Genomic DNA, 18,305 nt, shown 5'->3' on the forward strand with positions numbered 1-18,305 from the left:
AACTTTCCTCGTGGAAAGTTTAGTAGTCTTTTGCGGAGAATTAACAGATTCTCTATAAATTTTAGCCTGCCTAAACAGCCTGATGTAGCTGTTTAGACAGGTTAAAATTTATTGTTTAGAAGTGACCTTTTAATTCGCAACCGTACCACCCTTCAAATTTTGCTTTATATGCCGAATATAATAACTGATGTTCAGTCATTTTCGAGATTTCAGGTATTGGATTAGATGCGGCATCATTTGTTTGGAATGCTCCTAATAACAACAGACGGTATTTTTTCTTTTCTTGCAATAAGCCCCACGGAGTAACAAGATTTGGAAGTTCGGTAATCGCTTTACGCAGGGCAGGTATGGCTTGTTCTGTTTTTCCTAATTTGTGCATGATATAACCATACCGGGCGTAATCGGCTGGTGTGAAATCTTTATTTACATTCATGGAAATTAGCCGTTGGGTTAATTTATTAGCATACACCGTATCACGCTCATTTTGTATACACAGCATGGTGAGTAAGCGTGGAGTGTATCGTATGGCTTCTGCGGTAGCTTGCAAACTTTTTTCTTCGCATCCGGTTTGTCGGAGTATTTTTCCAAATGTCCATAGGTATAAAGAGTTTTTAGGATAAGTTTCAGTTAATGTTTTAAGCGTGTTATACGCTTTTGAAAGATTACCTGATTGTAGCCACAGATAGGCTTGTAAGAAAGCTATTTGTATGTCTTGAGGCATCTGTTCTTTGGCTTGTCTTAAAAAATGTTCTGCTTTCTCTGCAAAATGATATTCTTTGGTTTTACAGTAACAATCTGTATAAAATATACCCCGCTCTATCAGGTAGGGAACCTGATGGGATGTTTGTTCTATGTAATATTCAGCTTTTTCTAATTTATCATTTTCTAATGCCTCAAAACATTTTTTGCTCCATTCCTCATTTTGTATAGATACAATTTTTAATGTCGTTCCGATTGTATAAGTTAGAAGAGCAAGTAGTGGAACGAGAAAAACGCAAGACGATTTTTCTTTTTGAATATAATCTTTCGGTATTGGTTGTAAAAAAGCAAGCAAGATGAAACACATCATTTCTGCAAATCCGGTAGAGGATAAGGTAGCTTGCGATGTTTCTTTTGTCAATACAGCTAATAACGTGCATAGTACAATCCAAGCCTCTTGTTCTTTACGCCGTTTCCATACGGCTTGGCATATTCCTGCGGCAAGTAATAAATAGAGCAAGAAGCCGATTATTCCTTTTTCTATCAATAGTTCCGTGAATATGTTGGGAGCAAAAGAAGTAAAAGATTGTGTACTGTCTTGGTTTTGAACGGGATCGATAGCGTACGTATAATTCCCGTTTCCCCATCCTAACAGAGGGCGTTTTTACGTTGATCCGATTTTGTTAAAAAGGAAACGGAAAGCGTCCGAAAAACGGTCGATGGCAGTAGCCGGAAACAATTCTTTTTCGTAAAGAAAGGTATGCTTCTGTTGTTTAGGGGCAGACAGAATCGGGACAATGAACTTATTGATAACTTGTTTAATTTGTTCCGCAGTGTATCTGCCTCCCGTTTTGTGGATATACGCGTTTACAGCTTCTTCTTGCGTAGCGTTTTGTTGTAGTTCAACAAGCAATTCTGCGATTGATGAACTGGTTTCATAATATCGTCCTTCACAAGATAGCAAATAACGTTTCTCTTGTGTAGAAGCCGATAAAGGATAGATGGTGATGCTGTTATATTCGTTCATGATAATTAATTTACTTTCAAGATGGCACTGTTAATGTTGCGGTTTACATCGTTTTGTTCGCGTGATGTTTTACGTCCGAAGTCGAAGGTATAAGCCACTTTTACATAACCTGTTTGTTGGTAAATGCGACTGGTCATTTCATTGTAATAAGTATAAATATCTCGTTCAATGGAATGCTTCCATAAGCTATGTTTGGTAAACGGATTCTCTGTTCCCGCTTCTATTCTCCATTCGTTGTGACTCCAGCCTAATGAAAGTCCGTAACGGGCAGGTGTGGTTGTGTGAATAAATTCTCTGCCCATAGAAGCAGATTTGGTTTTAGCGTAAATGCTACACGATAAATCTTTCCAAAAATAATTTGCTTGAAATGAAGCAGAGAAATTAGTTAATTTGTCTCTGACACCCTTAAAACCATTGACATGCCTCCATAACCCATCTGCCTTTAGATGGAAATGATTATTTATTTTTAATGTTATGTTGCCGACAGATTTCCGGTAAGAAAGTTTGCACTGACATCGCTCCGGTAGCTTTTTATTAGTTTGTTACCTTCAGTAAAAAAGTCTTGTGAAGTAATATGTTTACCTCCTTCGTAGCGAATGGCCGCTTGTATGTTGAGCTTATTAAATGTTCCACTATATGCCAATGATATAACACCAAATAAAGCTGTATTTAGTTGGGCATTTCCTCTTTTTGTTACTAAGGGGTCTATTTCTTGTTCCGCTGTATTCAGGTAACTGATTACAGGCATGTTATTCCCAATATCTCCACTAAATTTTAACAATTGATTTAAATTAGGTCGATAAGTAAAACCTATATGTAAACGCGGTAAAAACTGTCCGGTACGTTCGTTCCCTTTTAATTTATATTGTAAGGAAGACAAACCGGGAGCTACCATTAAAGAGAATGTTTTACCAAACTTTTTATCGTATATTAAATATAATATTGATTGAGTATTCAATAAATTTTGTTCTGATGATGTATTGTTTTGATACAGTGAAGAACTGATATTATTGTATTGGGTAAAACGCACACTTAATGTTTGTTGTTTTTTTAAATGGATACCGTATTTGAAATGACCGAATACCGTGTAAATATCTTCATTCGTGGTTGATAGAGTGTTATATTGATTCTCTTGATACATATAAATATACTCATTGTTGGCATAACTTCCGTTTAAAGTCATTTCAAAATACTGATTATTTTTGATATTGAAATAACCATATAATTCTAAAGATGGCATGAGTCCTTTTTGATTTGTATTCTTAAACGATTCCTGTTGCATAAAATATCTACCGGTATATTTTAATAGGTTAAAGCTGTTGTTTTCAGGTGTATCATTCCGAACGAAAGCTATCTTTCCTACCAACGTCCTTTGACTGGTTCTATTCGAAACGTTTAATTGGGCATACTGGCTGTTGTTTCTTATTTTTCCACCTTGTGTTACAGCATGTCGGTCTACCTCTGAATCAAAAAAAGAGAACGATTCATAATCGTCATTCATTGTGCTATTATAACGATTCATGGTATGTCCGGTAAAAAAAGTATAATCGGTGTTTTTATGTGCAAGTTTAAAAACCGTATTATAATCACCGTTCAGATAGCCGATAGTTTGTTTACCGTCCATTGAAATATAACCGCCTGTTTCAGTGTGTTTAGTGATGTAGTTGATTACTGCTACATCTCCTATATATTTACTTGTGGGCATGTCGTAATATTCTATTTTTATTACATCTTTTGGACGGAGGCTTTGTACTTCCCGATAATCAACTTTGCGACCGTTTATATAGAGACCAATTTCGTTACCTAATGTAGAAACTTTGCCGTTCAAACGGTCTACATCTAGTCCGGGAATCATTAGGTTATAAAGTAAATCATAGCCTGTTCCGGCATGTTTCACCTGTTCTCTGTCGGGGATGATCAATAGGTGATCTTGTTTATGTTGGTATGTATTTCTTTTTATTATTACCTCACCTAGCATCACATTGTCACTTTCCATTTCCACCATTGGCAGGTTTGTGTCTTGCCGTACCGATACCTGTATTACTTTTGGTTTGTACCCTACCGTGCTGAAATATATCAGATAATCCCCATTCTTTATATCGCTTATGCGGTAATGTCCTAACGAGTCTGTTACCGTACCTGCCACAAATGTTGAATCTTGTTGCAGTAAGCGTACTGTAGCGTATGGCAATACTTCGCGGGTTTCATGGTCTGACAGTTTACCTGATATTTTGTTTTGGGCAAAGGCTGTGGTTGTTATGAGTCCTATGAAAAGGATGAAGATTAAGCGGTATTGATTCATAGTAATACTATTTGAGATATAAAGTTTTTCTTAAAAGTAGAAAATCCACTCAAACAGCCATGAAAAAACGTGTTTACTTTTTGTTTACATTTTATAATGAGCTATAAATCAAGTATTAATAAGTCAGTTTTTTCTGCCGTTCCGGTTTCTCCTGTGAGTTTTTTATACATGCGTGTGCGGGCGGCAGTGATGGCGGGAACGGAACGGTTAAGTAAACCGGCTATCCGTGACACCGGAATACCTATCTTTATCAGGTAACAGATACGGATTTCTACGGGGGATAACCGGGGATAAAGTACCAATAACCGGTGGGTAAATTGGGAATAGACGGAATCTATTTCGGCTTGCAATGCGGCCCAGTCTTCTTCGCTCAGGTCGCGGCTGTTTGTGGCACGGTGGAGTTTCAAATAAATTTCCGACTGCTCAAAGTATAAGATCTGTGATTTTTGTTCTTCAATGGATTGGTGGAGTTGCTTGCTCTCCGCTTCCAACGCGATTTTTTGTGCTTCTGCCCGCGTACGTTCCAATTCATCGTTTCTCAACGTGGCGGAATGGAGTTGTTCGGTCAGCGTTTTGATCTTTTGTTCGTGGGCTTGCAAGGTTTTCCGGGCTTGGGAGTAACGGTTTTCTTGAAGCAACATCAATCGTTGGGTTTGTTCCCATACGGTTCTCCGCTTTTTCTTCGTCCGCAGATAAAAAATTATTCCGACTGCCGTCAAAAACACGAATAGCAACAGCAGTTCGGTTATTTGGTTGCGTTGCCGGGTTGTCTTTTCTTTTAACCGCAGGTTTTCTTTTTGGGTAGTTCGGTAATCGTAAAGCGCATTGACCTTGGCTACTTCTTGGGTTTTGGTTATGAAATCGATGGAGTCTTGATATGCTACATATTTCCGCATATACTGGTATGCTTGGATATAATCTTGTCGGTATGCCGATATTTTCGCAAATATTTCGTAGGCTTTTGTTTTATTATGTAAGGTGCCATATTTAAATACCTGCCGAATGTAATGTTCGGCGGAATCCGGTTTCCCTAATTCATAATAAACACCTCCCATCAGCATATTGGCATTGGGGAATGAATAATGGGATAAAACTTGTCGTAGAATGCTGTATGCGGAATCAAACTGCTTTTCTTCGTAATACAATCCTCCCAATTCCGATAAAATCGAATACGCCGTATGGTTCGCATGGTTTTGTATGGCGAGGTCATACCCTTTCCGGTAGGCGAGGGCGGCACTGTCCGGTTTGCCGAATACGTGATAGATACGCGCCATGTTGCGGAGGGCAAATGCCATCCCCTGAAAATTTTGAGCGGTATCGGCGTATGCGTATTCCAAACGTGCCGCATCCCAACTTTCTTTATATAATCCCTGATAGGCGAAAAGGGCAGCTATCTGTCCGTATATCTTGCTCATCACTCGTTTGTCCGGGCAGCTTAGCCCTGTTTCCGCTGCGGCGCGGAAACACTCAACGGCTTGCGGCGCATTGTGCAGGTCGCGGTACACGCTCCCCTGATAGTAATAGGCTTCCGTCAGGCGTTCCTTGTCATCGTGTGCTTTGTAAAACTCAACAATGCGGTTGATGAGGCTGTCGGACGTGTGGGTTATATACAATTTGTCGTTCGCCTTTATCCGCAGCAGGTGGTAATACATCTGTGTCTCTTCCGGTTCTTGGGAAATGTTTTCTGCGTAAGCCTCCAAATACACAAGGGCACTGTCGGGCAGGGAGTCTATCAGGCAGACAGCCTGCTGCATGGCGGCAGGATAGGGATGATGCTTGTAACAACTGCTTACAAGCATCAACAGCATTCCGACGATATAGACTGGCAACTGTTTCATATCGGCAGACAAATATAAGGAAAAATTTTCCCCAAAGAAATAAAGAACTGTCTGAGTTAAAAAAATACGTTTAGAGTCTTTCGTTATACCTCAAAAAACGCTACCCATAGAACGGGTGGGTCTTTCGAATAGAATTACCTGATTCTACCGCAAGAGTTGGTCAACACTAACGGTAGCGTTTTTTTTATTCTATGCTTAAAGTGTAAAGTCTTTAAAATAAGCTAGTTACAAATTTGAATTACAACATAGGTTTGCGGGCGGAATAGGGTGTATGAAAAAGGCATACCGTAACCTGCCGGGAAGCGTTGACGGTATGCCTTTTGTGCTGCGTAAAATGCACTGAAATAATGTGTTATGCTTGTTTGTTGTCTGTTGCGGCGTGCGGGTAATCAATGGTGTAATGCAGTCCGCGGCTTTCTTTGCGTTCCATTGCCTGACGGGTTATCAGGTAACCCACGTTAATCATGTTACGCAGTTCGCAAATCTCGCGCGAGGCTTTTACGCGCTTGAAGAGGCGTTCGGTTTCTTCGTAAAGAATGTCTAAACGGTTCCATGCACGCACCAAGCGCAGGTTACTCCGCACGATGCCCACGTAGGCTTCCATGATTTGGTTCACCTCTTTCATGCTTTGCGTAATCAGGATGCGTTCTTCGGTGCTGATGGTTCCTTCGTCGTTCCATTCAGGGATGTCTTCATTGAAGTCATAGCGGTCGAGTACGCTCATGGCATGTTTGGCGGCAGCGTCGGCATAAACCACAGCTTCGATGAGCGAGTTGGATGCGAGACGGTTTCCGCCGTGAAGCCCGGTGCATGAACATTCTCCGATGGCATACAGCCGCTTGATGCTCGACTGACCATCCAAGTCTACCTTGATGCCTCCGCACAAGTAATGGGCAGCGGGAGCCACGGGGATATAATCTTTCGTGATGTCGATGCCGAGGCTGAGGCATTTTTTATAGATATTCGGGAAGTGCTTTTTGGTTTCTTCGGGGTCTTTATGCGTTACGTCAAGATATACATGGTCTTCGCCCCGTTGCTTCATCTCGCTGTCGATGGCACGTGCCACGATGTCGCGCGGAGCAAGAGACAGGCGCGGGTCATATTTCTGCATGAACTCTTCGCCTGCCAAGTTCTTCAACACGGCTCCGTAACCGCGCATGGCTTCGGTAATCAGGAAGCTCGGACGGTCGCCCGGATGGTAAAGCGCAGTGGGATGGAACTGAATGAACTCCATGTCTTTCACCAAACCCTTTGCGCGGTACACCATCGCAATACCGTCGCCCGTGGCTACCAGCGGGTTGGTGGTGTGGCGGTACACGGCTTCACATCCGCCCGTAGCCATCACCGTTACCTTCGACAGGAAGGTATCTACCTCGCCCGTCTCTTCGTTTAACACGTATGCGCCGTAACATTTTATTCCCGGCGTATGGCGGGTTACGATGATGCCCAAATGATGTTGAGTGATTATTTCCACCGCATAGAAATGGCTGAAAACGGTGATGTTAGGGTGCTGGCGTACAGCCTCTATCAGGCTGGTTTGAATCTCCGCCCCCGTATTGTCTTTGTGGTGCAGGATGCGGAATTCAGAGTGTCCGCCTTCTTTGTGGAGGTCAAACTCACCGTTTTCCGTCTTGTCGAAATTCACGCCCCATTTTATCAGCTCCTCGATTTGTGCCGGAGCGTTGCGAACCACTTTTTCCACGGCAGCCGGGTCGCTGATCCAGTCGCCCGCTACCATCGTGTCGTGGATATGCTTATCAAAGTTATCTACCTTCAGATTGGTCACCGATGCGATACCTCCTTGCGCGTAGTAAGTATTAGCCTCTTCCAGCCCCGCTTTACAGATAAGGGCGACAGAGCCTTTATGTGCCACTTTCAGGGCAAAACTCATTCCGGCTATCCCTGAACCGATAACGAGAAAATCAAATTTCCTAATCATGTGTAAGTATTGTTTAAGATGTTACAAAACTACAAAAAAAGTAAGTTAGACGTAACGCCGGGTATCTTTTTTTCATGGATGCGTTTGTTTTCGGAGAGAAATTATTATCTTCACGAGGATTTTAACGGATTAGAGTGATTAATAAAGATGAGAACGTTTCATACAAAGGTAGGATGGTGGTATTGGGGGATAATCGCCCTTTTCTCTTGCTTCCTGTTTGTTTGCTTTTGGTTTCATGAACTGCTGCTGACGCTGCTTTTTGCCGTTATTGTAATTTTCCTGATCGAAGCGTTGATTCATACGCAGTATGTGGTTACGGCAGACGGAAAGCTGGTGATAGAAGTCGGACGGTTTATGAAGGGGGCATCGATCGATGTGGCTCAGATTGTCAGCATCGAAAAAAGCAAATTCCCCGAATCGGCACCGGCGTTGTCGCTCGACCGGCTTAAAATTACTTATCGGAAGCGGTCTTTTAAAGATTATATATTAATTTCGCCTCAAAACCAAGAGGCATTTGTACAAGCACTACTGAAACAAAACGCCTCGATAAAGGTAAATATATAACTTAACATCAATATTATGACACGAAAATTTAAGATTCGGCGTACCCCCTTTAAAGTTTGGTTAGGGGTGATTATACTTATTATAGCGATTGTTCTTTTGGCGGTGCAGACAGAGAATTACTGGAATCTGCTGCCGCTCATCCTTCCCGTTCTGTTGCTTGCCGATGAGCTGATGACGTGTATACTGGTTCAAGAAAACGGCGATATCTGGCTGAAGCGCGGTTTCAGCGGAAGCATCAAGGCATACGGCGTAACGCGCATCGTCCGCCAAAAGGGTTCATGGCTGAAAGGAAGGGTAACCATCTATTATACGAAAGGGTTTATTAACTTTGACCCGAAAGACGTAGACGAGTTTATCCGCTGTGCAAGAGAGCGGAATCCCCATGCAGATTATAAAAAAGAAGAATAAGCAGCATTTTGTTTAACCGTAAATAATAATAAGATGAAATATCAACTGGCAGTGATTGGTGGAGGACCGGCAGGATATACGGCGGCAGAAGCAGCCGGAAAAGCCGGACTGAGCGTGGTTTTGTTTGAAAAGAAAAGTGTGGGCGGCGTATGTCTGAATGAAGGTTGCATCCCAACCAAGACGTTGCTTTACTCGGCAAAAGTTTACGACACGGCGCGCCATGCCGGAAAATATGCGGTATCGGTTTCCGAGCCTGCGTTTGATTTGGGCAAGATAATCAGCAGAAAAACAAAAGTCGTGCGTAAGTTAGTGTTGGGAGTAAAGGCAAAACTGACTGCCCAACACGTAGAAATCGTTTCCGGAGAAGCGCAAATTATCGACCCGCATACGGTTCGTTGCGGGGAAGAAACATACGAGTGTGAAAAGATGATTCTCTGTACGGGAAGCGAAACGGCGATTCCCCCCATTCCGGGACTTGGAGAAATAGATTATTGGACGCATCGCGAGGCGCTCGACAATAAGGAGCTGCCCGTTTCGCTTGCCGTTGTGGGCGGCGGAGTGATAGGCATGGAGTTCGCTTCTTTCTTCAGCAGCTTGGGCGTGGCAGTAACTGTAATTGAGATGACAGGCGAAATATTGGGCGGCATTGATGGCGAACTGGCTGCTCTGTTACGTGCCGAATACGGCAAGCGAGGCGTAAAATTCTTGTTGAATACCTGCGTAACGGGATTTGAAAAGACCGATACCGGTGCACGTGTATTATATAAGAATGCAGACGGCGAGGGCAATGTGGAAGTACAGAAGGTATTGGTAAGTGCCGGCCGACGCCCTGTGATGAAAGGCTTCGGGCTGGAGAATCTCGGTTTGCAACTCACAGCGCGCGGTTTGGTACAGGTTGACGAGCATCTGCAAACCTCGGTAGCGGGCGTGTATGCTTGCGGCGACTTAAACGGCGTGTCGTTATTGGCTCATACGGCTGTGCGCGAGGCGGAAGTGGCGGTTCATCATATTTTAGGAAAAGCAGATGCCATGAGCTACCGTGCAATTCCCGGCGTGGTATACACCAACCCCGAAGTGGCTTCGGTGGGACGGACAGAAGAGATGTTGCAGAAAGAAGGAATCCCGTATCGTGCCGTAAAGTTGCCGATGGCTTATTCCGGACGCTTCGTTGCCGAAAACGAAGGAGTAAACGGCGTGTGCAAAGTATTGGTGGGCGAAGACGAGACGATTTTAGGTGCGCATCTGTTAGGAAACCCGGCTTCAGAGCTAATCGTTCTGGCGGGTATGATGATAGAAGACGGACGTAAACTTTCCGACTGGAAGCGGTACGTATTTCCGCATCCCACGGTGGGAGAGATTTTCAAGGAGTTGTAAATGAAAGGTATAAAATTGTTATTGGCATTTTTATTATGCTGGGTAGGAGGCAGAACCGATGCGCAGACCATCGCTGAAAAGCTGGACGCATTGGTTATCTCCTCTTCCGTTTTAAATACTTCCGAAGTAGGAATAGCGGTATATGACCTTACGGACGATGTTCCCGTGTACCGCTATCAGGCAAATAAGTTATATCGCCCTGCTTCCATCGAGAAAGTCATTACTTCGGTCACGGCATTGTCGGAGCTTGGGAAAGATTACGATTATGCTACCCGGCTGGCTTATACAGGCAGCATTGAGGCGGGGCGGTTAAAGGGCGATTTGTATGTGATAGGAGGATTCGACCCTGAGTTTATGGAAGAAGACCTGTTGGCGTTGGTCGATTCGGTTTACCGTACAGGGATTCGCCGGATAGACGGACGTTTGATAGGCGATGTATCAATGAAAGACTCTGTTTATTGGGGTGAAGGCTGGTCGTGGGACGATACGCCGGAAGCCTTTCAACCCTATCTTTCTCCGCTGATGCTGAACAGAGGCTGTGTCGATGTAACGATAGAGCCGGGTAATCCGGGGCAGGCGGGACGGATAGAAATAGCTCCGGAGTCGGATTGCTATGAGGTAGACAACCGCTCTCTTACCAGAGTGCCTTCGGCGGGAGGCTTGCAGATTACCCGAAACTGGCTGGCAAATGAAAACCGCATCCTTGTTTCAGGCAATGTCTCTTCTCGTCAGGCTGCCACGCTGAACGTTTATAATCCGCAACGCTTTTTTGTGCAGACGTTGGGATATCGGCTTCGACAGAAAGGCATAGCGGTCAGTGCCGACAGCATTGGCTTTGCTGAGGCTCCGGCGGAAGCATGTATGCTGGGAGTGCGGAAGCGTCCGTTGGAAGCCGTCTTAAAGCGTGCGCTGAAAGAAAGTGACAATCTGGCTGCCGAATCCATGTTCTACCATTTGGGGCTGCATGGCTCACGCAAGTCGAAGGGGATAGGTAGCCGGGAGGCGCAGAAAGCCATCAGCCGGTTCATGCAAGACAGTATCGGGTGTTCTCCTAAGAATTACAAGATAGTAGACGGCAGTGGCGTGTCGTTATATAATTACGTGTCGCCCGACCTGCTGCTGGCTTACCTGAAATACGCTTACCATCGTCCGGAGGTATATCATCCGTTGTACGAAGGGCTCCCGATAGCGGGGATTGACGGGACTTTGAAGTACCGCATGGGGCGGACGCAGGCTTTCCGCAGGGTGCGGGCTAAGACGGGAACTGTTACGGGCGTTTGTTCGCTGGCGGGGTATGCTTTCGGTCATGGCGGTCATGTATATGCTTTTGTGATTATCAATCAGAACGTGCTGAAGGCAAGACAGGCACGCGACTTTCAGGATAAGGTATGCGAGATTCTGGTAGCCGGGTAAACCGGTGCGCATACCTTGAATATGTTTATTTAATCAGACTATGTTTATGAAAAAATTCTTATTAGCATTCGCTTGTGTGGCTGCATCATATAGTTGTACTGACGAGCAACAGGCGGTTACGGTAACAATAACCAACCCTCTGAACATGGAGCGCTCCGGCGAAATGGTTGAGGTATCGGCGGAAGAAGTGTTCAGAAAACTCAACTTGCCCGATACGGCGCAATTAGTGGTTTACGATGACAAAGCCCAAGAAGTTCCCTACCAGCTTACGTACGATGACAAGCTGATTTTTCCGGCTTCAGTGGCAGCACAGGCTACGGTAGGATATACGATTCAAGAGGGAGAACCGATACTTGTCAATACGGTGGTATACGGGCGACAGTATCCTGAGCGTGCCGACGATGTGGCGTGGGAGAACGACCGTGCTGCCTATCGCGCTTACGGTCCTGCGCTTCAGCGCTCCGGCGAAAAGGCATACGGCTACGATGTGTTTACCAAAAACACCGAAGAACTTGTGGTGGAAGACCGTTACCGGATGGAACTCGATTCGGCATCGTGGGCAGCAATACACGCTTTGCAGCAAGCCGGCAAGAAGGCGGAAGCCGACAGCCTGCGTCAGACCATTTCATACCACGTAGACCACGGAAATGGCATGGACTGTTACGCCGTAGGACCTACACTGGGCGGAGGTACATCGGCATTGATGCCCGACGGCAAGCTGATATACCCGTATTGTTACAACGAATGCGAGGTGCTGGATAACGGGCCGCTTCGCTTCACCGTCAAGTTAGTTTATAACCCCTTAGTGGTAAAAAACGACTCGAACGTGGTGGAAACACGTATCATCCAGCTCGACAAAGGCTCTCAGCTAAACAAGACAACGGTCAATTATGCCTATCTGACGGCTGAAACTCCCCTTGCAACCGGCTTGGTGATTCACGCCGCCCATCCGAAAGAATTTGTTTGCAATGCCGAAAAAGGTTATATCGCCTATGCCGACCCTACTACCGAACCCAATGCCGATAACGGTACTGTTTACGTAGGAGCCGTATTCCCTTATCCGGTAACGGAAGCCAAAGCAGAGCTGTTTGACGCCCCCGTAGGAGACGCCTTAGGTCATGTGTTGGCAATCAGTCCGTACGCCCCCGATGACGATTACGTATATTATTGGGGTTCGGGATGGAGCAAATACGGTTTTGCCGCACCGGAAGATTGGACGAATTACTTGGAAAACTTTGCAGCTAAAGTACGCAACCCGTTGCAGGTTACGATAGAATAACGTACGCTGCTTCATAGAAACAGAAAGACGAAAGTTGCCTGAAAACCCCGCTTGCAGGGCGGAGTTTGTCGGGCAACTTTCGTTTTTTTATGCACTTGTTTAAACGTTTTCCGCTTTGTCGGGAGCTTGAAAAATTCTACCCATACAACCGGACAACGCTATGGGAAGCGTTGGGCAACGCTACCGCATGAGATGACTAACGCTAACGGTAGCGTTTTGGGAGTGTTTTGTCAGGAGATTTTATGTTTTGTTTTAGTCGAGCGGAACGGTTCTAACTGTTTCATTTTCAGATAGAGTCTGTTGAATGAAATATGTAAAGAAACATAAATTCGAGAAATTCTAAAGGCACAGTAACAGTGTGGTATGCTGTTACATCAGTTTGCCGAGATACTCTTTTAAGGCAGCTACATATTCAGCCAACGCTTCCCGTCCCTTGTCTGTAAGGCAGCAAGAGGTTCTCGTCTTTTTGCCCACGATTTCTTTTCTTACTTTTATATATTCGGCTTCGGACAATTTGTCAATTTGTACACTCAAGTTACCAGAAGTAGCCTGAGTGTACTCCTTGAGATAATTGAAATCAGCTTCTTCAACCGACAGCAGTAGCGATACGATTGCCAACCGGAGCTGCGAATGTAATAGAGGATCAAGTTCTTTCATACACTTACTTAGCTTTACTTCTGACAATGTGTGCAGGTATCACCATGAAAGCAAGAAACGACAGACCAAAAAGAATATTCCATGAATTGTCGTACCCGTCGGACAGGAGCATATATACCGAAGCGAGAAGCCCTACCAGCGGAAGCCATACGAATGCTTTTTCTTTAATGACAAGTCCCGTCATGGCAGTGCCGATGCCTGCATAGATAATGGATAAAGGCATCATCAGTGAAAAATTGATTATCCCCACGTATGCCCCTGTCGCTACGATGGCAAGGGTTGTGAGTGCAAACATGTTCCCTATGATTTTCCAAATGTTTCCAAGCATACTGTCAAGGTAAGTAACTACTTCAGGCCTTTTTTGCTTTCCGGCAAACGTAGTCCATAGGTATGGCACGAACATGGCAAACCAAATGAACGAAAATTCCAATTCCCCGGTAAAGTGAATCCCTGCCCATACTATAATCGAAATGATTACTGCCGCATATCCATAGTAAAGAAACGTGTTGTAGTCTTCTTTCATAGAACCTTCATTCTTTGTCTTTCTTATCATCTCGGAGATAAGCTCAAGACTTTCCATTTCATTGATTTTTCTGTCTTCCATACTTCTTAATTTTTTAGTAGTTGATTATATAGGTTAATCAAGAGTAAGAGCAATGCGCGCTATTGCTTGCTCTTGTTGTTGCAAATATAAAGTAGTTTATTTTATAAACCAAATAATATTCAGACTTTTTTTATCGGGAAGCGAAAAAGATTTCATGCTCCGGCTGCGGGCTCGGCAGCCGTATGCGAAATGAAATGACATTACTCCCGTCATATTTCGTTTATATCACAGATTTTCCGTAAATCTGTATAAGGAATATACCTCTTTGAAATCAAGAGAGTTAGAAGAATTACTTCGTTTTCAGGTAATGAGTTGGCAACCGTCCTAATTGCCGTGGTCTACATCGCTTTGCTTGTTTGGGAAACTCTTACGGTACAAAGGTATGAAAAATATTCAGACTGAAAGGATCATTCCAAAAATTATTTTAGTCAGAATATTGAGCATTCATCCTTATGCAGTCTTGGTTGGAAGCAATTAACGAACAAGGAAGCCACGGTAAAGGCAACTCCTACTCCTACCACGCCTGCCCATCCGTAATGTTGCCAAAACAGACCTGAAACGAACGTACCAGCAGAACCGCTCAGGAAGTAGATGGTCATATAAACGGTATTGACTCGGTTGATGGCGGATGCGTCGAGGGTGACCACGCTGGTCTGATTTGACAAATGGATGCATTGCATTCCTGCATCAATCAAAAGGATGGAGATTATCATCCACAAGTAGCTGTCATTTCCAAAAAATGCCAACAACCATGCAGCCAAGATAACACATCCCCCGACAATGGAGAAGAACCTTACGCCGTACTTCTGGATATAGCCGCTAATGAATACAACCGTAGACGCACCTGCCAATCCGCACAAACCGAGTGCCCCGATAATATCGTCATCCGCAAAGAATGGCTCTTGCTTCATCCGGAAAGCAAGGCAACTCCACAACGCAAAGAACGAGCCATAAGCCAATGCCGCCCTCAACGAAGCGATACGCAAGTACGGGTATTTGGCAAGCAGACGCAACAAGGATTTCATCAGACCCGCATAATTTTCACGTGAACGAGCAGGCAGAACGGGAAGCATCTTGTAAATCATAAGAAAGCATCCGAGCATAAACACACAGGCCACAAAATAGACGGAACGCCATCCCCACATATCAGCCAGGAAACCACTTAACACCCGTGAGCCAAGAATGCCTATGAGCAGACAGGACTGTATAATCCCCACGTTGCGTACCTTGTGTGCTGGTGCTGAATGGAAAGACACCAACGGGATGAAGAACTGCGGCATAACCGAAGATGCTCCGGCAAGCAAGGATGCGCCCCACACCCAATAGATGTTAGGGGCAAGTGCTATGGCAAACAATGCGCACGATGAAATGATATAATTGGTCAATATCAGCTGCTTTCGTGAAACCAAATCGCCAAGCGGAATGACAAACACAAGTCCGATTACATAACCTATCTGGGTCAATGTCGCAACCATGCTGGCAGAAAAGTCGCTTACCCCAAAATCCTTTGCCATGCTGCCCAACAAAGGCTGGTTGTAGTAGCAGTTGGCAACGGAAAGCCCGGTAGCGACTGCCATCAGAGCCAGCAGAGGTGCCGGAATGCCGTGGTTTTCTCTCAATTCATATTTCATCATTTATTCCTCCTTTCAGTATGACACAACTTTCAATCCAATCAAGGAGGCAATGAGCGTGAACAGGAAGAAAAGCCGTATGGGAGTGGCCGGCTCTTTGAAAACGAATATCCCAATCAAGACCGTGCCGACCGCTCCGATACCCGTCCAAATGGCGTATGCCGTGCCCAAAGGCAAAGTCTGAACCGCTTTGGCAAGTAATGCCATACTCAATACCGTGGAAGCCAAGAAACCGCTTCCCCACAGATAAAAACCAATACCTGATGCCTCTCTCGTTTTTCCCAAGCAGAATGTAAGGCTTACCTCAAACAATCCTGCCAAAAATAAAATTATCCAATTCATACCTATGATTTATTAAATTCGGGTGCAAAAGTAAGCAAGTAATTTCTAACCGTTTTTTACATTTGGTAAAAACGGATTTTGCATTTGACAAAAAAACAGCCGTTAGCAGCTGTTTCTGTGCGCTATTTTATAATTTTGTACCACAACAAAATGACTTATGGATATAAAGGAAATCATCAACCAGAGATATGCCATGCCAGATGCGTCTTTGGACAAGTTGCGGCAATGCCTGACGGAAGTCTCATACCCAAAAGGATTCCAAGTGTTGGAATATGGCAAGATAGAAAAAGACATCTTTTTCATCAAGAAAGGCATTGTCCGCGCCTATACTTCGGTAGAGGGGAAAGAAATTACCTTTTGGGTCGGCAAGGAAGGGGCGACTATTGTTTCCATGAAAGGATATGTGAATGACGAACCGGGGTATGAAACAATGGAGCTGATGGAAAATTCTGTCTTATATGTATTGGAAAGGAAAAAACTGAAAGAGTTATTCTTGAAGGATTTGCACATAGCCAATTGGGGACGGCGTTATGCGGAAATGGAACTGCTTGCTGCCGAGGAACGGCTGATTTCCATGTTGTCAGCCGTCGCCTCGGAACGGTATCACGAGTTGTTGGAGAAAGAGCCTGATTTGTTACAGCGGTTGCCGTTAGGAAGTATCGCCACCTATTTAGGCATCACACAGGCAAGTTTGAGTAGGATTCGGGCACAAATAAAATGACGTTTCAACCAACTGAGGATAGCAAGCGGTTTTGGTCTGCCCCAAACACAAACTTGCTATTCTTCCGTTGGTATTGTTTATAATCCCATGCCCTTGCCTCTCCTAAGCGGTTCAACCGTCCTTTTAACGGATGAGAACAGCCTGCCAAACTGCTCCTTGAACCACTCTCCAATCACTTGCCCGTTGATGGCAAGTGCAAGCTTGGACTTGTCTTTCGGGTCTTTTACCACTTGGAAGCCTGCTTCCTCGGTTGTGAACTTCCGCCTGTGCTCTTCCGAATAGAGCTCGCCCACGTAGAACAGCGGTTTGCCGCTGATGAGCGTGGCAGTCTGCCTTTCGTTGAAGCCGACTTTAAGGCAGAACTTCTCCATATACACCAGCTCTTGAAACAGCGGAAACCATTTCTTGGCTTTTTGGATAATGGATTTTAGGAATGACACTTCCTCTTGGTGTGCCGCTTCCTTGTCCGCCATTTCCCTGCGGTACTTGGCTTGCAGTTCCATCAATTGGCGGCTGTGTTCCTCCTGCTGCCGCTCCATCTGCTTTTGCAATAATTCGATACTCTCGTCACGGGCGGCAACCTCGCCTTGCAAGGTTCGGTTGTCGGCTTCCAACTCTTTCAGTCTGCCGCTACCCAAAAGAGAACCTACCTTTGCCACGAGTGCGGCTTTCGCCTCGGTCTTGGCGGCTTCCAGCTTCTCCGACTTGATTTCCTTTTTCACTTCGTCAAGCTGCCGTTCCGCCTGTTGTTGTTCGGTCTGCAACTGCCGCACATTGGCTTCAAGCTCTCCCGTCTGCCGTTTCAGGTTACGGTAGTATTGGGCGGTGGTGGTGTGCCGTGCTTCCGAACCACGGACACCACGCTGCAAGCCATATTTCGCCATTGCCTCTGCATAGCTGTCGTGGTAGGCAACCAGTTTCTCACGTGTCAGTAGGTCATCGGCACACAGGCGCACGGCGTTGGCTTTCTTGCGGTAAGTGCGTTTGGCGTCCGCCTGCTTCCGCCTGGCTTTCCTGCGCTCTCCCGTCACTATCGGCACTACCGTTGCATGGATGTGCGGCGTGTGTTCGTCCATGTGCAGCACTGCCGAAACGGTGTTCTCCCTGCCGAATGTGCGATGCAGCCATTGCAGGTTGTCATCGCACCATTCACCCAGCCTGCCTTCGTCCTGCACTCTCACCATATCTTCATGCGTACCCGAAAGCACGATGCGGATTGCCCGTACTTGGTCGGGCGTTATCTTCCTTTTGATGCCAGCTGTGCGGATGCGGTGGCTTATCGCTTCGGTGCGGTCTGCCACGCCGTCGGGAAACTCCACCAACTCACGGTTGAGATGGGTGCGTGTGGGGTCTGCGTTCTTGGGCGTGGTCTTGCGTTCTATATGGTCGGATGCGCCCGTGTCAGCCGAACCTTTCGCCTTGTTGATTTGGATGCTGATATATCCCATTCGTTTCTTGTTTTTTAGGTTGTACAAACTTGTTTGTCGGTGTCCGTCTGCCTGCGGTC

17 protein-coding genes are annotated in these 18,305 nt (G+C 45.3%); 6 read left to right on the top strand and 11 right to left on the bottom strand.

The features are described 5' to 3' along the window. Positions 1-115 precede the first annotated feature (115 nt). From M3085_RS12595 to nadB, 6 genes are all read right to left on the bottom strand, one after another. The gene (locus M3085_RS12595) at positions 116-1,246 is read right to left on the bottom strand and encodes a tetratricopeptide repeat protein (protein WP_249053171.1); all 1,131 of its coding nucleotides are present in this window, start codon (positions 1,244-1,246) and stop codon (positions 116-118) included. A 117-nt stretch (positions 1,247-1,363) separates the two neighbouring features. After that, complete coding sequence (locus tag M3085_RS12600; protein ID WP_249053172.1) at positions 1,364-1,726, bottom strand: hypothetical protein; 363 nt, start codon at positions 1,724-1,726, stop codon at positions 1,364-1,366. A 5-nt stretch (positions 1,727-1,731) separates the two neighbouring features. Beyond that, positions 1,732-2,028, bottom strand: coding sequence for a hypothetical protein (locus M3085_RS12605; RefSeq protein WP_249053173.1), 297 nt, complete (start codon positions 2,026-2,028; stop codon positions 1,732-1,734). Positions 2,029-2,198: 170 nt separating this feature from the next. Further along, entirely contained in the window at positions 2,199-4,028 is a 1,830-nt protein-coding gene (locus tag M3085_RS12610) for a TonB-dependent receptor (protein WP_249053174.1), read from the bottom strand. A 101-nt stretch (positions 4,029-4,129) separates the two neighbouring features. Further along, the gene (locus tag M3085_RS12615; protein ID WP_249053175.1) at positions 4,130-5,866 is read right to left on the bottom strand and encodes a tetratricopeptide repeat protein; all 1,737 of its coding nucleotides are present in this window, start codon (positions 5,864-5,866) and stop codon (positions 4,130-4,132) included. Positions 5,867-6,218: 352 nt separating this feature from the next. Next, a complete protein-coding gene (nadB, locus tag M3085_RS12620) occupies positions 6,219-7,805 on the bottom strand; it encodes an L-aspartate oxidase (RefSeq protein ID WP_178256055.1) in 1,587 nt (528 codons plus the stop codon). A gap of 147 nt (positions 7,806-7,952) precedes the next feature. Between nadB and M3085_RS12625 the strand changes: the two genes are divergently transcribed. From M3085_RS12625 to M3085_RS12645, 5 genes are read left to right on the top strand one after another with little or no spacing between them, the layout of a single operon-like run. Next, positions 7,953-8,369 (top strand): PH domain-containing protein, encoded by a 417-nt coding sequence (locus M3085_RS12625; protein WP_178256054.1) that lies wholly within the window; start codon positions 7,953-7,955, stop codon positions 8,367-8,369. A 15-nt stretch (positions 8,370-8,384) separates the two neighbouring features. Beyond that, positions 8,385-8,777, top strand: coding sequence for a hypothetical protein (locus M3085_RS12630; protein ID WP_178256053.1), 393 nt, complete (start codon positions 8,385-8,387; stop codon positions 8,775-8,777). A gap of 33 nt (positions 8,778-8,810) precedes the next feature. Continuing rightward, complete coding sequence (lpdA, locus tag M3085_RS12635) at positions 8,811-10,151, top strand: dihydrolipoyl dehydrogenase (RefSeq protein ID WP_249053176.1); 1,341 nt, start codon at positions 8,811-8,813, stop codon at positions 10,149-10,151. Beyond that, a complete protein-coding gene (gene dacB, locus M3085_RS12640) occupies positions 10,152-11,564 on the top strand; it encodes a D-alanyl-D-alanine carboxypeptidase/D-alanyl-D-alanine-endopeptidase (RefSeq protein ID WP_249053177.1) in 1,413 nt (470 codons plus the stop codon). 46 nt (positions 11,565-11,610) lie between these two features. Beyond that, the gene (locus M3085_RS12645) at positions 11,611-12,843 is read left to right on the top strand and encodes a DUF4861 domain-containing protein (protein ID WP_249053178.1); all 1,233 of its coding nucleotides are present in this window, start codon (positions 11,611-11,613) and stop codon (positions 12,841-12,843) included. A 369-nt stretch (positions 12,844-13,212) separates the two neighbouring features. On the opposite strand, the gene M3085_RS12650 is transcribed toward M3085_RS12645, so the two are convergent. The 4 genes from M3085_RS12650 to M3085_RS12665 form a co-directional block, all read right to left on the bottom strand. Continuing rightward, positions 13,213-13,500, bottom strand: a complete 288-nt coding sequence (locus M3085_RS12650) for a winged helix-turn-helix domain-containing protein (RefSeq protein ID WP_178256049.1) — start codon at positions 13,498-13,500, stop codon at positions 13,213-13,215. Between the two features lie 4 nt (positions 13,501-13,504). Further along, positions 13,505-14,104, bottom strand: coding sequence for a hypothetical protein (locus M3085_RS12655; protein ID WP_249053179.1), 600 nt, complete (start codon positions 14,102-14,104; stop codon positions 13,505-13,507). A gap of 428 nt (positions 14,105-14,532) precedes the next feature. After that, positions 14,533-15,735, bottom strand: a complete 1,203-nt coding sequence (locus tag M3085_RS12660) for an MFS transporter (RefSeq protein WP_249053193.1) — start codon at positions 15,733-15,735, stop codon at positions 14,533-14,535. Positions 15,736-15,750: 15 nt separating this feature from the next. Beyond that, positions 15,751-16,077 carry a DMT family transporter gene (locus tag M3085_RS12665; RefSeq protein WP_021928755.1) on the bottom strand — a complete coding sequence of 109 codons (327 nt, stop codon included), beginning with the start codon at positions 16,075-16,077 and terminating at the stop codon, positions 15,751-15,753. A gap of 157 nt (positions 16,078-16,234) precedes the next feature. Between M3085_RS12665 and M3085_RS12670 the strand changes: the two genes are divergently transcribed. Beyond that, positions 16,235-16,798, top strand: a complete 564-nt coding sequence (locus M3085_RS12670; protein WP_021928157.1) for a Crp/Fnr family transcriptional regulator — start codon at positions 16,235-16,237, stop codon at positions 16,796-16,798. A 77-nt stretch (positions 16,799-16,875) separates the two neighbouring features. On the opposite strand, the gene mobV is transcribed toward M3085_RS12670, so the two are convergent. Continuing rightward, positions 16,876-18,246 carry a MobV family relaxase gene (gene mobV / locus M3085_RS12675; protein ID WP_249053180.1) on the bottom strand — a complete coding sequence of 457 codons (1,371 nt, stop codon included), beginning with the start codon at positions 18,244-18,246 and terminating at the stop codon, positions 16,876-16,878. Positions 18,247-18,305: the final 59 nt, after the last annotated feature.

Source organism: Bacteroides caecicola, from assembly GCF_023337095.1.
Classification (GTDB): Bacteria; Bacteroidota; Bacteroidia; order Bacteroidales; family Bacteroidaceae; genus Phocaeicola; species Phocaeicola gallinarum.

Excerpts from the sequence above, each read along its gene's own strand:
- M3085_RS12660 (WP_249053193.1), bottom strand. The coding sequence starts at position 15,735 with ATGAAATATGAATTGAGAGAAAACCACGGCATTCCGGCACCTCTGCTG.
- M3085_RS12670 (WP_021928157.1), top strand. The coding sequence starts at position 16,235 with ATGGATATAAAGGAAATCATCAACCAGAGATATGCCATGCCAGATGCG.
- nadB (WP_178256055.1), bottom strand. The coding sequence starts at position 7,805 with ATGATTAGGAAATTTGATTTTCTCGTTATCGGTTCAGGGATAGCCGGA.
- M3085_RS12665 (WP_021928755.1), bottom strand. The coding sequence starts at position 16,077 with ATGAATTGGATAATTTTATTTTTGGCAGGATTGTTTGAGGTAAGCCTT.
- mobV (WP_249053180.1), bottom strand. The coding sequence starts at position 18,246 with ATGGGATATATCAGCATCCAAATCAACAAGGCGAAAGGTTCGGCTGAC.
- M3085_RS12605 (WP_249053173.1), bottom strand. The coding sequence starts at position 2,028 with ATGGGCAGAGAATTTATTCACACAACCACACCTGCCCGTTACGGACTT.
- M3085_RS12610 (WP_249053174.1), bottom strand. The coding sequence starts at position 4,028 with ATGAATCAATACCGCTTAATCTTCATCCTTTTCATAGGACTCATAACA.
- M3085_RS12645 (WP_249053178.1), top strand. The coding sequence starts at position 11,611 with ATGAAAAAATTCTTATTAGCATTCGCTTGTGTGGCTGCATCATATAGT.
- M3085_RS12655 (WP_249053179.1), bottom strand. The coding sequence starts at position 14,104 with ATGGAAGACAGAAAAATCAATGAAATGGAAAGTCTTGAGCTTATCTCC.
- M3085_RS12650 (WP_178256049.1), bottom strand. The coding sequence starts at position 13,500 with ATGAAAGAACTTGATCCTCTATTACATTCGCAGCTCCGGTTGGCAATC.
- M3085_RS12630 (WP_178256053.1), top strand. The coding sequence starts at position 8,385 with ATGACACGAAAATTTAAGATTCGGCGTACCCCCTTTAAAGTTTGGTTA.
- lpdA (WP_249053176.1), top strand. The coding sequence starts at position 8,811 with ATGAAATATCAACTGGCAGTGATTGGTGGAGGACCGGCAGGATATACG.
- M3085_RS12600 (WP_249053172.1), bottom strand. The coding sequence starts at position 1,726 with ATGAACGAATATAACAGCATCACCATCTATCCTTTATCGGCTTCTACA.
- M3085_RS12625 (WP_178256054.1), top strand. The coding sequence starts at position 7,953 with ATGAGAACGTTTCATACAAAGGTAGGATGGTGGTATTGGGGGATAATC.
- dacB (WP_249053177.1), top strand. The coding sequence starts at position 10,152 with ATGAAAGGTATAAAATTGTTATTGGCATTTTTATTATGCTGGGTAGGA.
- M3085_RS12615 (WP_249053175.1), bottom strand. The coding sequence starts at position 5,866 with ATGAAACAGTTGCCAGTCTATATCGTCGGAATGCTGTTGATGCTTGTA.